The sequence below is a fragment of the Microbacterium trichothecenolyticum genome (assembly GCF_041938625.1).
Taxonomy (GTDB): Bacteria; Actinomycetota; Actinomycetes; order Actinomycetales; family Microbacteriaceae; genus Microbacterium; species Microbacterium trichothecenolyticum_D.
In genome coordinates, this window is sequence record NZ_CP169427.1 from 4,309,527 (window position 1) to 4,327,628 (window position 18,102).

General features: G+C 71.2%; 19 protein-coding genes. 4 read left to right on the forward strand and 15 right to left on the reverse strand.

Annotated elements, in window-relative coordinates:
* Positions 1 to 13: 13 nt before the first annotated feature.
* A complete protein-coding gene (locus tag ACEYYH_RS19880) occupies positions 14 to 1,315 on the reverse strand; it encodes a DUF6379 domain-containing protein (protein WP_374976017.1) in 1,302 nt (433 codons plus the stop codon).
* A gap of 214 nt (positions 1,316 to 1,529) precedes the next feature.
* Between ACEYYH_RS19880 and ACEYYH_RS19885 the strand changes: the two genes are divergently transcribed.
* Entirely contained in the window at positions 1,530 to 2,483 is a 954-nt protein-coding gene (locus ACEYYH_RS19885) for a LysR family transcriptional regulator (RefSeq protein WP_374976018.1), read from the forward strand.
* Between the two features lie 14 nt (positions 2,484 to 2,497).
* On the opposite strand, the gene ACEYYH_RS19890 is transcribed toward ACEYYH_RS19885, so the two are convergent.
* The 3 genes from ACEYYH_RS19890 to ACEYYH_RS19900 all read right to left on the reverse strand — a co-directional run bounded on the left by ACEYYH_RS19890 (position 2,498) and on the right by ACEYYH_RS19900 (position 5,295).
* Positions 2,498 to 3,016: an RpiB/LacA/LacB family sugar-phosphate isomerase gene (locus tag ACEYYH_RS19890; RefSeq protein ID WP_374976019.1), complete on the reverse strand. Its 519-nt coding sequence runs from the start codon at positions 3,014 to 3,016 to the stop codon at positions 2,498 to 2,500.
* A gap of 26 nt (positions 3,017 to 3,042) precedes the next feature.
* Complete coding sequence (locus tag ACEYYH_RS19895) at positions 3,043 to 3,981, reverse strand: VOC family protein (RefSeq protein WP_374976020.1); 939 nt, start codon at positions 3,979 to 3,981, stop codon at positions 3,043 to 3,045.
* A 78-nt stretch (positions 3,982 to 4,059) separates the two neighbouring features.
* Positions 4,060 to 5,295 carry an MFS transporter gene (locus tag ACEYYH_RS19900; protein WP_374976021.1) on the reverse strand — a complete coding sequence of 412 codons (1,236 nt, stop codon included), beginning with the start codon at positions 5,293 to 5,295 and terminating at the stop codon, positions 4,060 to 4,062.
* Positions 5,296 to 5,365: 70 nt separating this feature from the next.
* Here ACEYYH_RS19900 and ACEYYH_RS19905 point away from each other — a divergent pair, with 70 nt between their 5' ends.
* Entirely contained in the window at positions 5,366 to 5,749 is a 384-nt protein-coding gene (locus ACEYYH_RS19905; RefSeq protein WP_374976022.1) for a MerR family transcriptional regulator, read from the forward strand.
* A gap of 107 nt (positions 5,750 to 5,856) precedes the next feature.
* Here ACEYYH_RS19905 and ACEYYH_RS19910 read toward each other — a convergent pair whose 3' ends face one another.
* The gene (locus ACEYYH_RS19910) at positions 5,857 to 6,855 is read right to left on the reverse strand and encodes an acyl-CoA thioesterase (RefSeq protein ID WP_374976023.1); all 999 of its coding nucleotides are present in this window, start codon (positions 6,853 to 6,855) and stop codon (positions 5,857 to 5,859) included.
* Positions 6,856 to 6,953: 98 nt separating this feature from the next.
* Between ACEYYH_RS19910 and purU the strand changes: the two genes are divergently transcribed.
* Positions 6,954 to 7,829 (forward strand): formyltetrahydrofolate deformylase, encoded by an 876-nt coding sequence (gene purU / locus ACEYYH_RS19915; protein ID WP_374976024.1) that lies wholly within the window; start codon positions 6,954 to 6,956, stop codon positions 7,827 to 7,829.
* Positions 7,830 to 7,873: 44 nt separating this feature from the next.
* Here purU and ACEYYH_RS19920 read toward each other — a convergent pair whose 3' ends face one another.
* From ACEYYH_RS19920 to ACEYYH_RS19965, 10 genes are all read right to left on the reverse strand, one after another.
* Positions 7,874 to 8,683 carry an IclR family transcriptional regulator C-terminal domain-containing protein gene (locus tag ACEYYH_RS19920; protein ID WP_374976025.1) on the reverse strand — a complete coding sequence of 270 codons (810 nt, stop codon included), beginning with the start codon at positions 8,681 to 8,683 and terminating at the stop codon, positions 7,874 to 7,876.
* Positions 8,684 to 8,812: 129 nt separating this feature from the next.
* A complete protein-coding gene (locus ACEYYH_RS19925; RefSeq protein WP_374976026.1) occupies positions 8,813 to 9,985 on the reverse strand; it encodes a thiolase family protein in 1,173 nt (390 codons plus the stop codon).
* A 1-nt stretch (position 9,986) separates the two neighbouring features.
* Positions 9,987 to 10,673, reverse strand: a complete 687-nt coding sequence (locus ACEYYH_RS19930; RefSeq protein WP_374976027.1) for a 3-oxoacid CoA-transferase subunit B — start codon at positions 10,671 to 10,673, stop codon at positions 9,987 to 9,989.
* Positions 10,670 to 11,431: a 3-oxoacid CoA-transferase subunit A gene (locus ACEYYH_RS19935; RefSeq protein ID WP_374976028.1), complete on the reverse strand. Its 762-nt coding sequence runs from the start codon at positions 11,429 to 11,431 to the stop codon at positions 10,670 to 10,672. The genes ACEYYH_RS19930 and ACEYYH_RS19935 overlap by 4 nt, the downstream gene beginning before the upstream one ends.
* A 355-nt stretch (positions 11,432 to 11,786) precedes the next feature.
* Positions 11,787 to 12,188 (reverse strand): 4-carboxymuconolactone decarboxylase, encoded by a 402-nt coding sequence (gene pcaC, locus ACEYYH_RS19940; protein WP_374976029.1) that lies wholly within the window; start codon positions 12,186 to 12,188, stop codon positions 11,787 to 11,789.
* The gene (locus ACEYYH_RS19945; RefSeq protein WP_374976030.1) at positions 12,185 to 12,964 is read right to left on the reverse strand and encodes an alpha/beta fold hydrolase; all 780 of its coding nucleotides are present in this window, start codon (positions 12,962 to 12,964) and stop codon (positions 12,185 to 12,187) included. Before ACEYYH_RS19945 ends, pcaC begins: the two co-directional genes overlap by 4 nt.
* Complete coding sequence (locus ACEYYH_RS19950) at positions 12,961 to 14,364, reverse strand: lyase family protein (protein ID WP_374976031.1); 1,404 nt, start codon at positions 14,362 to 14,364, stop codon at positions 12,961 to 12,963. The genes ACEYYH_RS19945 and ACEYYH_RS19950 overlap by 4 nt, the downstream gene beginning before the upstream one ends.
* Positions 14,354 to 14,938 carry a protocatechuate 3,4-dioxygenase subunit alpha gene (pcaG, locus tag ACEYYH_RS19955; protein ID WP_374976032.1) on the reverse strand — a complete coding sequence of 195 codons (585 nt, stop codon included), beginning with the start codon at positions 14,936 to 14,938 and terminating at the stop codon, positions 14,354 to 14,356. Before pcaG ends, ACEYYH_RS19950 begins: the two co-directional genes overlap by 11 nt.
* Positions 14,938 to 15,807, reverse strand: coding sequence for a protocatechuate 3,4-dioxygenase subunit beta (pcaH, locus tag ACEYYH_RS19960; protein ID WP_374976033.1), 870 nt, complete (start codon positions 15,805 to 15,807; stop codon positions 14,938 to 14,940). The genes pcaG and pcaH overlap by 1 nt, the downstream gene beginning before the upstream one ends.
* Positions 15,808 to 16,174: 367 nt before the next feature.
* A complete protein-coding gene (locus tag ACEYYH_RS19965) occupies positions 16,175 to 16,933 on the reverse strand; it encodes an IclR family transcriptional regulator (RefSeq protein ID WP_374976034.1) in 759 nt (252 codons plus the stop codon).
* A 306-nt stretch (positions 16,934 to 17,239) separates the two neighbouring features.
* Between ACEYYH_RS19965 and ACEYYH_RS19970 the strand changes: the two genes are divergently transcribed.
* A complete protein-coding gene (locus ACEYYH_RS19970) occupies positions 17,240 to 17,992 on the forward strand; it encodes an IclR family transcriptional regulator (RefSeq protein WP_374976035.1) in 753 nt (250 codons plus the stop codon).
* Positions 17,993 to 18,102: the final 110 nt, after the last annotated feature.

Genomic DNA, 18,102 nt, shown 5'->3' on the forward strand with positions numbered 1-18,102 from the left:
CTCCGGTGGGGTGTCAGATGCGGGAGGCGATGGAGCGGATGAGCGAGTGCTGGCGACGCACCTGTTCGATGGAGCGCCACGGGATGCGCTCGCCCTCGTATTCGCTCGAGAGGTAGCCCGTGTAGCCGGCGTCCTTGAGGGCGCGGAGGACCGGCTCCCACGGAATCTGCTGGTCTTCGAGGTTCTCGTCGATGTCGTGGAACTTCGCCTGGATGAAGACGACGTACTCCGCGATGTCGGCGATGTCGGCGGGGTCGACGGCGATGCCGTCGAGGAAGGCGGGGCGGCGGCCGGGCAGCTCGCCGGGCTTCAGCGGGATCGGGCGGTCCTGGAAGATGCCGGTGTCGAGCAGCAGGCCGAAGTGCTTCGTCCCCGTGCGCTGGATGAGGCCGATGTAGTCGTCGACGACCTCGTGCTTGATGGGCGTCGGCGAATGGATCTCGGGGCAGATGACGACGTCGAGCTCGGCGGCGAGGTCGAGCGAGCGCTCGACGGACTCGGTCCAGATGGGGTGCGGGACGAGGTCGCTCGAGACGACGCCGATCTTCGGACGCACGAAGCGGAAGCCGAGGCGCTTCGCGAGACGCAGGTCGCGCTGCAGCATCGCCGCGCCCTCGGTCGCCGTCAGATCGCGCGCGTTCACGCCGCTCGAGTGCAGGCGCGTGTCGATCCACGAGCCGTAGTTCGTCGGCTCCAGCGAGTACTTCTCGAGGAGAGCGAACCAGCGGTCGATCCACTCGGTCGTGGGCTCGGGGTACCGCTCGATGTGGCCTTCGCCGAGGATCTCGATGCCGGTCGCGCCGACGTCGGCCACCGCCGCGAGCGCGGTCTCGAGGTCCATGACGGTGCCGTAGTCGGTCATGAAGCTGTAGAGGCTGACGCCGTACCGGAACGGGCCGCCGTCCTCCGACGAGGTCAGCGTGATGTGCCGCGACACCTCGTAGGTCGACGGCTGGTGCTCCTGGGGGATGTACGACATGCGCAGGCGGAGCTGGATGGAGACCTCGTGCGTGCCCTCGGGAAGCCCGCCCGGGTGGGGCACCGTGACGATCGCGGCCTCCTCGAGCGGCCAGCGCACGCCCTCCGAGTCCCACAGCTCCTGCAGCGAGTAGGTGCGGCCGGCGAAGGTCCAGAGCGGCACCTCTGCCGGGACGTCGACGATGCTTCCGACACGGACGGCGACGCCGTCGATGAGGGATGCCGCCATCCCGCGGTACGACGGCATGCGCACGCGGAACTGGAAACCGGTGATCTCACCGCCCTCGCGGACGTTGCGGAAGCCCACGGACTGGATGAGATCTCTCTCGAGAAGCATCGATGCTCGCTCTCTGGTTCGGGACCGCGCTGCTGCGGGCCGGGAGTCCTCTCGAGCGTATCAGCGTTAGGCGTGATTTAGACATAAGTAAGTCTGATGTGCGCATAATCGCCATCCAGGCCGCGCATCGTTGCGAACGATGCCACCTCCCCCTCGCATAGATTGCACGGATACACTGGGCGGAGGCATCCCGAACCTGGAGGAGCACACCGTCGTGTCCGATCAACCGCTGCTCTCCCGGCTCGATCTGAACCTCCTGGTCGCCCTGGACGCACTGCTCACCGAGCGCAGCGTGACTCGCGCCGCCGAGCGGCTGCACCTGAGCCAGCCGGCGCTGAGCGCCTCGCTCGCCCGGCTGCGGACCCACTTCAACGACCAGATCCTCGCGCGTCGCGGAAACACCTACGAGCTGACACCGCTCGCCCTGCGCCTCACCGAGCACACGACGACCGCACTCGAGGCCGCCCGCCGCGTGTTCGAGAGCCAGGCGACGTGGAGCCCCCGAGATTCGACCCGCGAGTTCTCGATCTACGGCTCCGACTACGGCTTCGCCACCATCGGCAGCGAGGTGTCGCGGCTCGCCGCCGAGGCCGCCCCGGGCGTGCGCTTCCGGTTCATGCTGCACAACCCCGCGATCGTCGACGATGCGCTCAACCGGCTGCGCTCGGCCGACGGCATGGTGATCCCGCACGGCTATCTCGTCGACCTCCCCTACGCGGACCTGTGGCGCGACGGCTGGGTCGTCGTGGCCGCGGAGTCGAACGAGCAGGTCGGCGACGAGCTCACGATGGACGTGCTCGGCGCCCTGCCGTGGGTCTTCACGTACCAGTCGCGCACGGCCTTCACCTCGGCCGCCCGCCAGTTGCAGCAGCTGGGCATCGAGCCCCACGTCGAGGCCGTCGTCGAGAGCTTCCTCGCGCTCCCGCACTTCATCGCCGGCACCAACCGCCTCGGCCTGATCCAGGCGGGACTCGCCCACGTCGCCGAGTCCGTGGCAGGAGTGCGCACGCTCGAGGCGCCCTTCGACGCCACGCCCGTCGTCAATGCGCTGTGGTGGCACCCCGTCCACGGCCGCGACCCCGAGCACGCCTGGATGCGCGGCATCTTCGAACAGGCCGTAGCATCCGTGTCCAATCGCCCGACCTCCGTCGTGACCCAGCCGGTCTGATCCCGCCGCGGGTTCTACTCCCGGGAGACCGCGATCTGCTCGGGCTCGAGCTGCACCGCCCAGCCCTCGATCGTGCCGGCATTCTCGTACTCCTCGATCTGCAGGATCCGGCGGCCGCGCTCGACCGAGTGGGGCAGCGACGCCGTCACGAATGCGCTGAGCGTGAGCCACGCGTTCTCCTCGAAGGCGATCCCATCGAACACGAGCACGTTCGCGTCGACGATCTCGCGCGTGTCGGCGGCCGCTCGCGGCGATGCCGCCTGCACGGCACGGGCGCCGTTGACCTTGTTGGCGGCGACGACTCCCGCGAAGCCCTCGCTGAGCACGAGCGTTCCGAACGCGTCGACGCCGGCATCCTGATCCGCGACCACGGCGGCGCCGACACGGATCGAGAAGATCGGGTAGTCGTCGCCGGGGTCGAGCTGGTCCGCGCCGTGCCAGACCACCTCGTGGCCCGCGGCCTTGGCGCGGGCCTCAAGGGCGCGACCGAGTTCGTAGCCGCCGTGATCCGCGGCGAAGTGGATGCGTGCCATGGGATGACCCTCCTCGTCGATCTCGATCACACCGGCGGCGCGACGAAGAGACCCTTGTCGATGTCGTTGAAGGATTCGCGCGCGATGAGCTCGCTCATCTCCTGCGCGGTTCCCCACTGATCCTGGTTCGACACGTCCTTGATGTTGAGCCGGTGGGGTTCCCACGTCTCCTCGTCGACCACCGACAGCTCGGTGGTGTACTCGATCGTGTTGCCGGCGGGGCTGAGGAAGTACGCGAACGTGTTGTCGCCGGCGTTGTGCCGACCCGGACCCCAGATCATCCGCGCGCCCGAGCGCAGGATCTTGCCCGCGCCGCGCATCCACTCCTCGATGCCGCGCATCTCGAACGAGAGATGGTGCAGCGAGTGATGCGGGCCCATGGCGATCGCGACCGAATGGTGCGTCGGGTTGCAGCGCATGAAGTGCATCATGCTCGTGCCGTCGGGACGTGTCAGCGAGTCCGAGATGGTGAAGTCGAGATGGTCGATGTACCACTGCGCAGACTGCTCGAGGTTCGCGGAGTTGAACACGACGTGCGAGAGCTTGGCCGGGATGGGCTCGCGCTCACGGATCTTGCGTGCCTCGCGTGTCTGGTAGCCGGTCGAGAACTCCAGCACGCGCCCGTCGCCGTCGAACACGCGGAAGCCGTACCCGCCGCCGAACCCCGTCAGCTCCTGCGGCTCGTGCACGAACTGCACGTCCTCGGAGTGCAGCTTGGCCGCGAGCGCCTCGAGATCGCCCCGGTCGGCGACGGCGAACGCCGCGAGGTCGACACGCTTGTCGCCGCGACGCAGGCGCAGGATGAAGGGCTCGCTCGAGCCTTCGGCGGCGAGGTGACTGAGGCCGTCCTCGGCAGCGACCTCGGTGAGCCCCCAGTGCTGGACGAAGAAGTCCCGCTCCGTCTCGAAGTCCGGCACGGCGAGGGCCGCATATCGGAGGTGGGACACCAGGCGTCGGGTCATCATCGACTCACTTTCTTGAGGACGATTCCATGCTCACCCACCATCCGATATCGAGGAAGTTGATATTGCCGATCGACCGCATCAGCCTCGCTGATCAGACACGAACGCATCGACCCGGCGCGAGGCAAGCGTCGCACCGAGGGCGGTCAGCCCAGCCGCGACGAGCACGACCGCCCCCGACACCGCCATGTTCGCCGTCGGCCCGTAGGTCGCGGTGAGCTGGCCGCCGGCCCACGAGCCGCCCGCGATCCCCACGTTGAAGAGGACCACGATCGACGCGCTCGCGAGGTCGCGGAGGCGATCGGATGCTGCGCGCATGAGCGCCGTCTGGATCAACGGGAACATCGCGCCGGTGCCGGCACCCCAGAGCGCCAGGGCGATGACCACGACGACCGTCGCATGCGGCGCCGCGGCGAGCGCGGCGAAGGCTCCCACGAACACCAGCAGGGTCGTGGTCAGGGCTGTCCGTGGGAACCGATCGGCGAGGCTGCCGGCCACCGCCACCCCGACCATGCCCGCGGCGCCGAACACGAACAGCAGCGCGCTCGCCCAGCCGTCGGCGATCCCGGCCGACTCGGCGAGGTACGGCCGGATGTAGACGAACGCGAGGAACTGCGCGAGGCCGATCAGCAGCCCCGCGATCCCGAACGCCACCAGCGGCGGGAGCGATCGGTCGTTGCGCAGCGGCGCGCGCTCCCCCGCGGCGACGGGCTCGACCACCGACCGCGGAAGCCTGCGGTACACAACGGCGGCGAGCAGCAGCATCCCGATCCCCATCGCCGCGAACGAGACCCGCCAGCTCGTCAGCTGCGCGAGAGCCGTCGCGACGGGAAGGCCGAGCACCGTCGCGACCGTGCCACCGCCGGTCACCACGGCGAGGCCGCGACCGAGCTGCGCGCCCGACAGCAGCGATGACGCGTACACGATGACGATCGCCCAGAACACGCCGTGCGCGACCGCCGCGACCGCCCGGGTCGCGAAGGCGAACTCGTACGTCGGTGCGAAGGCGGTGGCGACGTTCGCCACCGCGAACACGGCGAGCGAGACCGCGACCACGATGCGGCGGTCGATGCGGCGCGTCGCACGCGTGAGCGGGATGCTCGTCGCGATCACCACGATCGCCCAGACCGAGACGAGCAGCCCGATGCGCAGCGGGTCGACGCCGAGGTCGCGGGCCATCTCCGGCATGAGCCCGGCCGGCAGCGACTCGGCGGTGACGGTGACGAAGACCCCCAGCGAGAGCAGCACCAGCGCACCGAGTGGGAAGCGTGAGACGGAGGTTTCCGGGAGGGTGACGGAGACTGTGGACGAGGTCATGCAGCGAGGCTAAACTTTCACATCAATGTCAATGTCAAGCTTTCGGGGCCGACACGGGAGGCATCGCGGCATGAAGATCGGCGAGCTGTCGCAGCGCACCGGCATCCCCGCACGGATGCTGCGCTACTACGAGGAGCAGGGACTGCTGGCGTCCGAGCGCTCGGCGAACGGCTACCGCGCGTACGACGAGGCTGACGTGGAACGCGCGACGCGCGCCCGCGGCCTCGTGCAGGCGGGGCTGTCGACGCGACTCGCCAAGGTGGTGCTCGACGTCGAAAGGCAGTGCGCGATGGCAGAGCCGACGTGCTCACGCGAGCTCGCCGAGATGCTCGCGACCGAGCTCACCGCGCTCGACGACCGCCTCGCTTGCCTCACCAAGAGCCGCGACGCGGTCGCCCGCTACCTCGACCTCACCCGCAACGGCGACCTCGTCCGCGGCCCAGGCGCCGACTGAGCCGCGCGCCCGGCCCCGACATCCTCGAAACAGGTCATTCCCGCCGAACCCGAGGGCCACGTCCCCGTGTTCGGCCGAAACGCCTTGGCTCGGCGACGCCGCCTCAGCTACGGCTCGAGCGTGAGCGACGCGGCGATCGGCACGATCTCCTCGCGCAGCGCCATGATCTCGCGCACGTGCTCCTGCAGGCGCTCGTCCTCGGCGAGCTCGGGGGTCCACTGCGGGACGGGCTGAGCGACCCCGTCGGAGCCGGGGACGACAAAGACGCTGAGGCACTGCGTCGTCAGCGTCCGCTCGTCCGGCGTGCGCGGATCGGCGGTCCACACGCGGGTGCTCACGTGCATGCTGTGCGGGCTCGTGTAGACGATGCGCGCGTCGACGTCGACGAGGTGGCCGATGACGACCGGAGCGAGGAAGTGGATGCCGCCGGAGTAGACGCCGACCGCGGCGCTCGCCTCGTCCCCGTCCTTCGCCCACGCCGCCGCAACCGCGTAGCCGGCCTCGTCGATCCAGCGCATGACCGTGCCGCCGTGCGCCTTGCCGCCGAAGTTCACCACGCCGGGCGGCGCGAGGAACGTCAGCGTGATACGCGGGGCGGTCGAGGCCTCCGTGTAGTCCTCCTCGAGCATGAGGCGCTTGATCTCGGCGCGCGATTCGATGCGCTCCAGCGCCCCCTCGGCGAGCTTGTGGTCGGAACGGGTCACCGGGGTCCACGCCGGCACCTCGGTGGGCCGCCCGTCGGCGCCCTTCGCCACGAAGACGAGGATGCACGTCGTCGCCGGCGTGTACAGGCGCTCGCTGACCTCGGTCGACGAGACGGTGACCACCACGTGCATGCTCGTGCGCCCGGTGTAGACGATGCGCGCCTGCACCTCGATGAGGCTGCCCGGCGCGATGGGCCGCCGATGGCGGACATTCCCGACGTAAGCCGTCACGCAGTACGCCCCGGCCCAGCCGACGGCGCACGCGTAACCGGCCTTGTCGATCCACTCCATGACGCTGCCCGCGGCCACCGAGCGTCCACCGGCGGCGGTGTCGGCGGGGACCGCCATGAACCGCATCGTGATGCGGTCGTCGCGGGCCGCGGCCCCGGAGGTGGTGCTCATGCCGTCAGAGTACGGGCCGCAGCATCCGCGTGTCCCGTGGATGTCGCGCCGGCCGACCTCAAGAAGCGGCGTTCCTTCGCACAGGGCAGAATCGAACAATGGCCGTCTCCCCGCACCTGAATCCCGACCACGCCTGCCTCATCGTCCACGGCAGCGACCAGCCGGGGATCGTGGCGGCGGTCTCGGCGATGATCACGCGCATCGGCGGCAACATCGTCGCGTTCGACCAGTACTCCGACAACCCCGAGGGCGGTGCGTACTTCCAGCGGGTGGTGTTTCACCGGCCGGGCTTCGCGGCCGACCGCCCGTACGTCGAGGACGAGATCGCCCGGACGCTCGTCGGGTTCGACCTGGAGTGGTCGCTGACCGACCAGTCAGTGCCGAAGCGCATGGCGATCCTGTCGTCGAAGCAGGACCACTGCCTGCTCGACCTGCTGTGGCGCCACCGCCGCGGCGACCTGCCCGTGACCGTGCCGATGGTGATCTCGAACCATACGGCATCCGCCGAGGACGTCCGCTCGTTCGGCGTGCCGTTCTTCCACGTGCCAGGCGTCGCCGGCCCCGACAAGTCGGCGTCCGAGGCGAAGATCCTCGAGCTGCTGAAGGGCAACGTGGATTTCGTGGTGCTGGCGCGCTACATGCAGATCCTGTCGGGCGACTTCCTCACGGAGCTCGGGGTGCCGGTGATCAACATCCACCACTCGTTCCTGCCCGCATTCATCGGCGCCGAGCCGTACAAGAAGGCCAAGGAGCGCGGCGTCAAGCTCATCGGCGCCACCTCTCACTACGTCACCGATGACCTCGACGAGGGCCCGATCATCGAGCAGGACACCGTGCGCGTCACCCACGGCGACTCGGCCGCCGAGCTCGCGCGCCGCGGCGCCGACGTCGAGCGCCAGGTGCTCTCCCGTGCCGTGCTGTGGCACGCCGAGGACCGCGTCATCCGCCACGGCAACCACACGATCGTCTTCTGACCTTCGGGTCGACGCGGCGCGGCTGGAGGTTGTCGCGGCTCCGGTCAGACGAGCCGCAGCTCGGCGTCGATGGCCGCGGCCGTCTCCCGCAGCGCGGGCAGGTGCCGCTGGAGCACGTGCTCGACGGTGTCCCGCGTCGCGCTCGTCGAGACGTTGACCGCGGCCACGACGTCGCCGCGGCGGTCGTGCAGTGGCACCGCCACCGAGCGCAGGCCCGGCTCGAGCTCGCCGTCGACGAGGGACCAGCCCTGTGCGCGCACGCGGTCGAGCTCCTCGCGCAGCGCGGTCGCGTCGGTGACGGTGCGCGCGGTGAGGGACGGGAGGACGGATGCTGCGAACAGCTCGTCGACGGCACCATCGGGCATTCCCGCCAGCAGCACGCGCCCCATCGACGTCGCGAACGCGGGGAACCGGGTGCCGATCGTGATGCGGACGCTCATGATGCGCCGAGTCGGAACGCGCGCGATGTAGACGATGTCGCCGCCGTCCAGGACGGCCGCCGAGACGCTCTCGTCGACCTCGCGCGACAGTCGCTCCAGGTGAGGCTGCACGATCTCGGGGATCGACAGCGCCGAGAGGTAGCTGAACCCGAGCTCGAGCACCCTCGGAGTCAGCGAGAAGGTGCGGCCGGCCGCGCGGACGTAGCCCAGCTGCTCGAGCGTGCGCAGGAACCTGCCGGCGGCCGCGCGCGTGATGTCGGCGCGGCGCGCCACCTCGCTGAGCGTCAGCTCGGGGTGTTCGGCGTCGAATGCACGGATGACGGCGAGCCCGCGCGCCAGCGACTGGACGACGTCGCTGCTGCGCCCGCCCTCGCCGGCTGCCGGGTCGACGGAGGCATCTGCGGACGAGGTCACCGGCTCACCCTACCGATGCCGCCACAGGCGTCGGACCGGGTCGACGGCTGCAGGCTCCTGCGCCCGCTGCGTCGTGCGACGCCGCACTCACAGGAAGCGGGAGCGGTCGCGCCAGGCCGCCTGCCATGTTCAGCGCTCGAGCACGACGGCGAGCCCCTGCCCGACGCCGATGCAGATCGCGGCGACCGCGACACCACTGCCGCGACGGGCGAGCTCGTGCGCGGCGTGCCCGATGATGCGGCCGCCCGAGGCACCGAGCGGGTGGCCGATCGCGAGCGCGCCGCCGTGGATGTTGACGCGCTCGGGGTCCAGGCCCGACCACCCCTGGATGTCGGCCAGCGACTGCGACGCGAATGCCTCATTGAGCTCGACGAGGTCGACATCCGCCCACGTGCGACCGGCGCGGGCGAGCGCCTTGTTCGCGGCCTCGATCGGCGCCAGCGGGAACACGTCGGGGTCGACGCCGTGCGCCGCGCGCGCGGTGATCCGGGCCAGCGGCTCACTCGGGAGCGCGCCCTCACGGCCGAGCAGCACCGCGGAGGCGCCGTCGTTGATCGGCGACGAGTTGCCGGCTGTGACGCTGCCCTCGCCGTCGGGGGCGAACAGCGCCTTCAGGCCGGCGAGCTTCTCGACCGAGGTGTCGTCGCGGATGCCCTCGTCACGCGCCAGCTCGGCGCCAGGCACCTGCACGATCTCGCCGTCGTAGACGCCGGCGGCCCACGCGGCCGCGGCGAGACGGTGCGAACGCACCGCGAACTCGTCCTGCGCCTCCCGCGAGATGCCGTGCTCGCGGGCGATCTTCTCGGCGGACTCGCCGTTCGAGATCGTCCAGTGCTTCGGCAGCTTCGGGTTCGTCATCCGCCACCCGATCGACGTGTTCCACAGGGTCTGGTTGCCCACGCTCGGCCACGGCCGGGGTGACTTCTCCACGACGAACGGCGCACGGCTCATCGACTCCACGCCGCCCGCCAGCACGATGCCGACGTCGCCCGCGTCGATCGCGCGCGACCCCTGGATGACCGCCTCCACCGACGACGCGCACAGCCGGTTGACCGTGACGCCGGGCACCGACGTCGGGAAGCCGGCCAGCAGTGCACCCATGCGCGCGACGTTGCGGTTGTCCTCACCGGCCTGGTTCGCGTCGCCGAAGATCACATCGTCGATGCGCGCCGGGTCCAGTCCGGTCCGCTCGATCGTCGCCTTCATCACGACGGCGGCGAGGTCGTCGGGGCGGACGCCCGCGAGGGCGCCGCCGGCGCGGCCGAACGGGGTGCGGACGGCGTCGTACACGTAGGTGGCCATGTCATTCACCTTCCCGGATGCTGCGGGTCGCGGCATCCGTCAATTCCAGGCCCGTGAGCTCGGCGAGGAGCTCGACGGTGTTGTCGCCGAACGCCTCGCGCACCGCGAAGCCGTCGGGGGTGACGTCGAAGACCGCGTGGTCGGTGTAGACGCGCGTGACGCACCCGACGCCGGTGAGCGGGTAGGTGCAGGCTTCGACGAGCTTCGACTCACCGGTCTTGGTGAGGAGGTCGGTCATCACGTACACGTTCTTCGCGCCGATGGCGAGGTCCATCGCGCCGCCCACCGCGGGGATCGCGCCGGGCGCGCCGGTCGACCAGTTGGCCAGGTCGCCGGCCTGCGACACCTGGAACGCGCCGAGCACGCACACGTCGAGATGGCCGCCGCGCATCATGCCGAACGAGTCGGCGTGGTGGAAGTACGAGGCTCCGGCGAGCGCGGTGACCGGCTGCTTGCCGGCGTTGATGAGGTCGGGGTCGATCTCGCCCGGTGCGGGCGAGGGGCCCATGCCGAGCATGCCGTTCTCGGTGTGGAGGATGATCTCCTGGTCGTCGGGCAGGTAGTCGGCGACCAGCGTCGGCGCGCCGATGCCGAGGTTGACGTACGAGCCCTCGGGGATGTCCTGCGCGATGCGGGCCGCGAGCTGCTCGCGGGAGATGCGCGTCGCCTTCGTTGCGGTCTCGGTCACTGGTCGACCTCGCTTCCGGATGCTGCAGCCCCCGCCAGCGGGCGGCCTTCGATGTCCACTCCCCCGACGAACGCGCCGGCGTCGAGCCACCCGCGCTCGCCCACGGCGACGACGCGGTCGACGAAGATCCCGGGCGTCACGACCGTCTCCGGGTCGATCGAGCCGAGCGGCACGATCTCGTCCACCTGCACGATCGAGGTGGTGGCGGCCGCGGCCATGATCGGCCCGAAGTTGCGTGCGGTCTCGCGGAAGACGAGATTGCCCCACCGGTCGGCGCGATACGCGCTCACCAGGGCGAAGTCGGCCTTGATCGGGTACTCGAGGGCATAGATGCGGCCGTCGATCTCGCGGGTCTCTTTACCTTCGGCGAGCTGTGTGCCGACGCCGGTCGGCGAGAAGAACGCGCCGATGCCGGCGCCCGCCGCCCGGATGCGCTCCGCGAGGTTGCCCTGCGGCACGAGCTCGAGCTCGATCTCGCCCGCGCGGTACAGGCCGTCGAACACCCACGAGTCGTGCTGACGCGGGAACGAGCAGAGGATCTTGCGCACGCGCTTCTTCGCGAGCAGCGCCGCCAGGCCCACGTCGCCGTTGCCGGCGTTGTTGTTGATGATCGTGAGCTCGCTCGCCCCCTGGGCGATGAGCGCGTCGATCAGCTCGACGGGCTGCCCGGCGCGCCCGAACCCGCCGATCATGATGGTCGCTCCGTCGGGGATGCCGGCGACGGCCTCCTCGACGGACGCCACGGTCTTGTCGATCACGAGCAGCCTCCTCGCTTGTTCGCTCTGCGAACACATGTACGCTCTGCGTCCCAGTGTACGTCAGGAGATGCGGTCGCCGAAACCCCCACGCCTGCCGCGTCGCGCCTTGAGGTCTCCGGGAGCACCCAAGGACGCGGCATCCGTCGCCCCCACCCTTTGCGAGATCAGGAGATCTGGCGGACGCAGGACGATCCGCGGCGAAACGTCCTGTGCTCGCCAGATCAGGAGATTTCGGAGAGGAGAGGTAGCACGCCCCATCCTGTGCGAGATCAGGAGATCTGGCGGACGCAGGACGATCCGCGGCGAAAGGTCCTGTGCTCGCCAGATCAGGAGATTTCGGAGAGGCAGAGCGCGCTCAGGACTCCTCGGCGAACACGTCCTTCGCGATGCGGAACGCCGTGTTCGCGGCGGGGACGCCGCAGTAGAGGCCCGCCTGCAGGATCACTTCCTTGATCTCGTCGACCGTGAGCCCGTTGCGCAGAGCCGCGCGCAGGTGCATCGCGAGCTCGTCGTGGTGCCCGAGCGCGATGAGCGCGGTGAGCACGGCGACGGACCGCGACCGGCGGTCGAGCCCCGGACGCGACCAGATGTCGCCCCACGCGACGCGCGTGATGAAGTCCTGGAAGTCGGCTGTCAGGTCGGTCGTGCCCGCGATCGCGCGGTCGACGTGCGCGTCCGAGAGCACCTCGCGGCGGACGACCATGCCCTGGTCGTAGCGCCCCTCGTCGGTGAGGCCCTCGCCGTCCGGGCGGCTCACGCGGCACGCTCCGCGGCGACGGTGCCGAAGAAGTCGAGCAGCACCGCGGCGGTCGCCGCCGGGGAGTCGGCGGGCGCCAGGTGCGAGGCATCCGGGATCCCGATCGCCTCGCCCCGCTGCACCCCGGCGGCGATCTCGCGAGCGGATGCCTCGGGGGTGACCGCGTCGTGATCACCCCACACCGCGAGCACCGGGGTCGCGATCTCGCCCAGCCGGTCCCGCACGTCGAAGACGGCGAGCGCGTCGCAGCAGCGGGCGTAGCTCTCGTCGTGGGTGTTCTGCAGCACGTGCAGGAGCCGCCCGGTGAGATCGGGGTCGCGCTCGATCGAGCCCGGCGCGAACCAGCGCTCCGCCGAGCCGATGATGAGGCTCGACGTGCTCTGCGCCCGCACCTGCGCGGCCCGCTCGCGCCAGCCGTCGGCCGTGCCGATCTTCGCGCCCGAGCACAGGATCGCCGCGGCCGGGATGCGGTCGCCGTGGCGCAGCAGCAGCTCGAGCCCGACGGCGCCCCCGAGTGAGACTCCCGCATAGAGGAACGGCCCGTCGATCGCAGCGGCGACAGCGTCGGCGAGCTCGGCGATCACGAACGCGGCGGTCGACGCGGGAGCGGCTCCGTGCCCGGGCAGATCCCACGCGACGACGCGGTAGTGCTCGGCGAGCGACGGGATCACGCGGTCCCACAGCAGCGTCGACGTGCCGAGCGACGGCCCGAGGACGAGCAGCGGCGCGTCGTCGGAGCCGACGGGGTCGGTGAGGGAGATGGCGGGGACGGTCACGCGTCCTCCTCCTCTGCGGTGCGGGTGGCGGCCTCGTCGACGAGGCGGCCGGCGAGTCCGGTGTAGCGGGCGGGGTCGAGCAGATCGGCCATGAACGCCTCGGGGGTCGCGCCGCGCTCCGCGGCGAGGGCGGCGACGTCGGGCGACGCCGCGAGGAGACCCGCGAGGTCGCCGCCCGCGGCGACCTCGGTCACGAGATCCGCCACGCGAGCCGCACCCAGCACGGGTCCGAGCACGATCGAGAGGCGCTCCGAGACGATGAGTCCGCCGGTGGCCGCGAGGTTGCGCGCGACCGCGTCGGTGTCGACATGGAGGCCGGCGAGGAGTGACGCCGCATGGGCGGTCGCGCCGAGCGCGAGGCGCAGCAGCTCCCGGAGCGTCGGCCACTCCGCGTGCCACGCGCCGTCGGGGCGTTCGTCGGCGGCGAGGGCCGACGCGAGATGCAGCGTGGCGCCGAGCTGGGGGGCCCGCAGCGCGGCCGAGCGGATGAGGACGGATGCCGCGGGGTTGCGCTTCTGCGGCATCGCCGACGACCCGCCGCCGGCGCCCTCGGCGAGCTCGCCGATCTCGGTGCGGCTGAGGGTCGCGACGTCGGTGGCGATCTTGCCGACGGCGTCGATCGCCTGCACCAGCGCGTCGCCCAGTTCGGTGATCGGCCAGCGGTTCGTGTGCCAGGGCGCCTCGGGCGCCGCGAGTCCGAGCTCGTGCGCGAAGGCGGCGGGGAGCGCGGCAGCGGCGTCCGACCCCGCGATCTCGGCGAACGACGCCAGCGTTCCGGCGGCGCCGCCGAGCTGGGCCGGCAGTCGGTGCTGCACGTCCTCGACGCGCTCCTTGGCACGCTCGACAGCGCGGAGCCACCCCGCGGCGCGCAGTCCGACCGTCGTGGGCACGGCGTGCTGCGTCAGGGTGCGTGCGGCCGCCACCTCGTCCCGCCGCGAGCGGGCGAGCGAGCGCAGTGAGACCTCGGTGTGCACGAGCGCCGCGACGATGCGGCTCGTCGCCGCACGGGCGACCACCATCGCCGCGGTGTCGACGATGTCCTGGCTGGTCGCACCGCGGTGCACCCAGAGACGGGACTCGGCCCCGACCCGCTCCTTGAGCCGCCCGACGAGCGGGATCACCGGGTTGCCGCCGGCGACGGCAGCGGCGGCCAGCGCGGTGCCGTCGACGCCGTGGTCGCGGCATCCGCGGAGGGCGCCCTGCCAGCCGAACTCGGTCTCGATCTCGTCGACCGCCTCGGCCGGGGCGACCCCCGCTTCGACCCAGGCCCGCGCCAGCGCGACCTCGGCCGTCACCAGCGCGTCGAGGTACGCGGCATCCGTCACCGTCTCGTCGTGACCGACGGTCACGGGCGAGAGCAGCCCCCCATCGAGTGCGGGCCGGTCACGGTCAGAAGGCAAGGAACACGGTCTCCTTCTCGCCCTGCAGGTGGATGTCGTGGTGCAGGTTGCCGTCCGGCAGGCGCGTCGCGATGAGCGTAGCGCGCTCGTCGGCGTCGAGCGAGGACAGCAGCGGGTCGGCGGCGAGGAGGTCCTCGCGCTCGGGCAGGTAGATGCGCGTCACGAGCTTGTCGGGCAGGCCGCGCGCGAACACGATGACGGAGTAGAACGGCGCGCCGCCGTCGATCGGGCCGGGGTTGCGGGTCCAGAACTCGTAGCGGCCGACGTCGGTCGTCGCCGCGCGGCCGAAGCCCGTGAACGAGTGGTCGTCACGGCGGAATGCGCCGTGGGCCCGCGGGATGCGTCCGTTCTCGTCGGCGCTCCAGATCTCGATGACGGCGTCGGGGATCGGGTTGCCGGCGCCGTCGAACACCGTGCCACCGAGCACGATCGCGCCCGGGCTGTGCGGGAAGACGACCTGATGCTTCTTGTCGTAGTCCAGGCCGAAGGCGAAGAACGGGCCGACGGTCTGCCCGCCGGTCGCCTCGTGGGTCTTCGGACCGAGGTCGCGCTTGGTGCTGGGTGCGGCGGCCATCAGTGGTCTCCTTCTTCGGGCTCGAACCAGGTCGCGTCGGGGCCGTCGACGACGATGTCGAAGCGGTAGCCCATCGAGAACTCGGGCACCGACAGGTCGTGGTCGTACAGGCCGATGAGACGGTCGCGGTCCTTCTGGCGCCAGATGGTGTTGTAGATCGGGTCGAGCGGGAACAGCGGGTCGCCCGGGAAGTACATCTGCGTCACAAGGCGCTGCGTGAAGCCGGAGCCGAAGATCGAGAAGTGGATGTGCGCCGGCCGCCACGCGTTGACGTGGTTCTTCCACGGGTAGGCGCCCGGCTTGATCGTCGTGAACTTGTAGTACCCGTTGTCGTCGGTGACGATACGGCCGGCGCCGGTGAAGTTCGGATCGAGGGGGGCGGGATGCTGATCCCGCTGGTGGATGTAGCGGCCTGCGGCGTTCGCCTGCCAGATCTCGACCAGCTGGTTGGTGACCGGACGCCCCCACGAGTCGAGCACGCGGCCCTCGACCGTCATGCGCTCCCCCTGGGGCTCGCCGGTGTGCTGCAGCGTCAGGTCGGACTCGATGGCCGCGACGTCGCGCTGGCCGAAGGCCGGCGACCACAGCTCGATCGTCTCGGGGTCGACGAGCTTCGGGTTCTTGGTGGGGTGGCGCAGCAGGCTCGACCGGTACGGCGGGAAGTCGTGCAGGCTCATGTTGAGCCGCTCCCCGGCCGCCTCCCGCCGCGCTGCGGCGGCGTGGTAGTCGACGATCTCCTGCGTGATCTCGCGCTGGGTGAGCTGGTCGGGCGAGGCCAGCAGCGACTCGGGAGCCGCCGCGGTCTGCTCCAGCACCACCGACGACGAGAACGCCTCCTCGCCCCGGGGATCGGGCTGGGCCTGTGTCATGAGGTCTCCTTCGACGACTCGGGTCGTCCCAGGGTCGCACCCTCGCGCCCTCTTGACGCCGTGGATTCCCGCTCAGCGGGAATCACGGATGCTGCAGCTCGCAGCATCCGTCCCCCTCACGCGTTGTGCGGGGTCGGCTCTGTCGGCGTGCGCTCGACCTTCCCGGCATCGCGCGCTCGCGCTGTCGAAATCGGCGATCGCTGCCGCTCTCGCACCACCTCTCCCGCTCGCGCGGTCGAAATCAGCGATCGCTGCTGTTCCGTCCGAGCGCGAATGCCGATTTCGACCGCGCGAAGCGCGAGGCCACGAGGGACCGTGCGAAGCGCGGGCCCGCCCAGCCGCGGGACGCCCGGCCGCGCGACGAGCCTCAAGGAGCCCGGAGGTCGTGGTGGAGGTCCTTCGCGGCCTGCACCACGAGCGGTCCGAGCCGGCGCTCGTCGGCGCGGGCGAGGTGCACGACGAGGCCCAAGGCGACAGGCGGCAGGCCCTCGACGCGCGGCAGCGCGGCGGCGACCGAGACGTTGCCGAGCGTCATCTCCTCGCGGGTCGTCGCGTAGCCGAGAGCGCGCGTGCGGGCGATGTCGGCGCGGAGCTCCTGCTCGGTCGTGATCGAGTTGACCGTCTCGCGCTCGAGCGGGGCCGCGAAGTACTCGCGCAGCCACCCCTCGTCGCGCGTCGCCAGCAGCGCCTTGCCCACGCCGGTCGTGTGCAGCGGGCCGCGCCCGCCCATGCGGCTCAGCGTCGGGATCGACTGGCGGCCGGTGAGGCGGCCGACGTAGAGGGCGGTCGTCGTCGCAGGCGTCGCACCGTCGAGCACCGCGAGGTGCACGTTCTCGCCGGTCGCCTCGTACAGCCGCACCATGTGCGGAAGCGCCGTCTCGCGCAGCCGCAGCGACAGCGGCGAGAGCTCGCCGAGCTCCCACAGCCGCGGGCCGATGGCGTACGTGTGGCCGGGCCCCCGCGTGAGGAGCCCCTCGGCCACGAGCGTCGCGAGCAGCCGGTGCAGCGTCGATGACGCGAGCCCGGTGCGCGCGGCGAGTGTGGTCGCAGTGACCGCCGGCTCATCGTCGGTGAAGCACCCGAGCACACGAAGCGTGCGCGCGAGCACCCCTTCGCCCTCCGCCATGGATCCTCCCCGTGCGACGTTACCCGCCTGCCGCCCAGCACCAACTCCTCAGATCCGAACTCGTTCCGCCGTGCCCGCGCGTGGAATCGGCACCGTCGACCGATTGTGAGGAGTTGCGGTCGTGTTACGGGAGCGAGTTGCGGGTGCGGCTGGGTCGGCTGGGGTCGGAGCGCGCATGCACCGGTGTGGGCGACCGGGCACGAACTCCTCAAGAGTCGACGCCACGAGCGGCTGAGCTCCTGGCGATTGGCCGTGTGAGCCGCACCTTGAGGAGTTGCAGCTGCGTGGCTGTGGGACAGTGGGCGCATGGCCAACTCGCCCTCCGGCGACTCGATGACCGAGCGCATCGTGCGCGTCCTCGAGACGTTCACGGCCGAGCGCTCGATGCAGTCGGCCGCCGAGATCGGCCGGCGCGCGGGCCTGCCGTCGTCGACCGCGCATCGGATCGTGGACGAACTCGTCGACGCGGGCCTGCTCGAACGCGACGAAGACCGCCGTGTGCACCTCGGCATGCGCCTGTGGGAGCTCGCCCTGCGAGGCTCGACGGCCCTGCGCCTGCGCCAGGCAGCGCTTCCCCACATGGAGCAGGTGCAGGCCCGCATCCGCGAGCACACCCAACTCGCGGTGCTCGAGCAGGACGAGGCCCTCTTCCTCGAGCGCCTCTCCCACCCCGACGCGGGCGCGAACATCACCCGCGTCGCCGGCCGGCTGCCGCTGCACGCGTCGTCGTCGGGCCTCGTCCTGCTCGCGCATGCCCCGTCGGCCCTCCGCGAGCGCGTGCTCGCCGGCCCGCTGCGCGCCCTGGCCCCCGAGACGGTGACGGATGCTGCGCGCCTGCGCCGCCTCCTCACGGAGGTCCGCCGCACCGGCGTGGTCATAGCGCCGGGCTCGATCGAGGCGGTGTCGACCGGTGTCGCGGTGCCCGTCCGCGACGCGGGCGAGGTCGTGGCCGCACTGTCGGTGGTGCTGCCGCGCGACACGCCGCCCGAACCCGCGGTCGCCGCCCTCCGTGACGCCGCCGCCGGCATCGAGGGCAGCCTCCGCGCCGACCGCCGCTGACGCACGCTCCCCTGTCACGCACTGCCGCACGCGCCGGCACATTGCGACAGGCGAGCACCCGGCCACCCGAGGCACGGACCGCTCCCCTGTCACGAACTGCCGCACGCGCC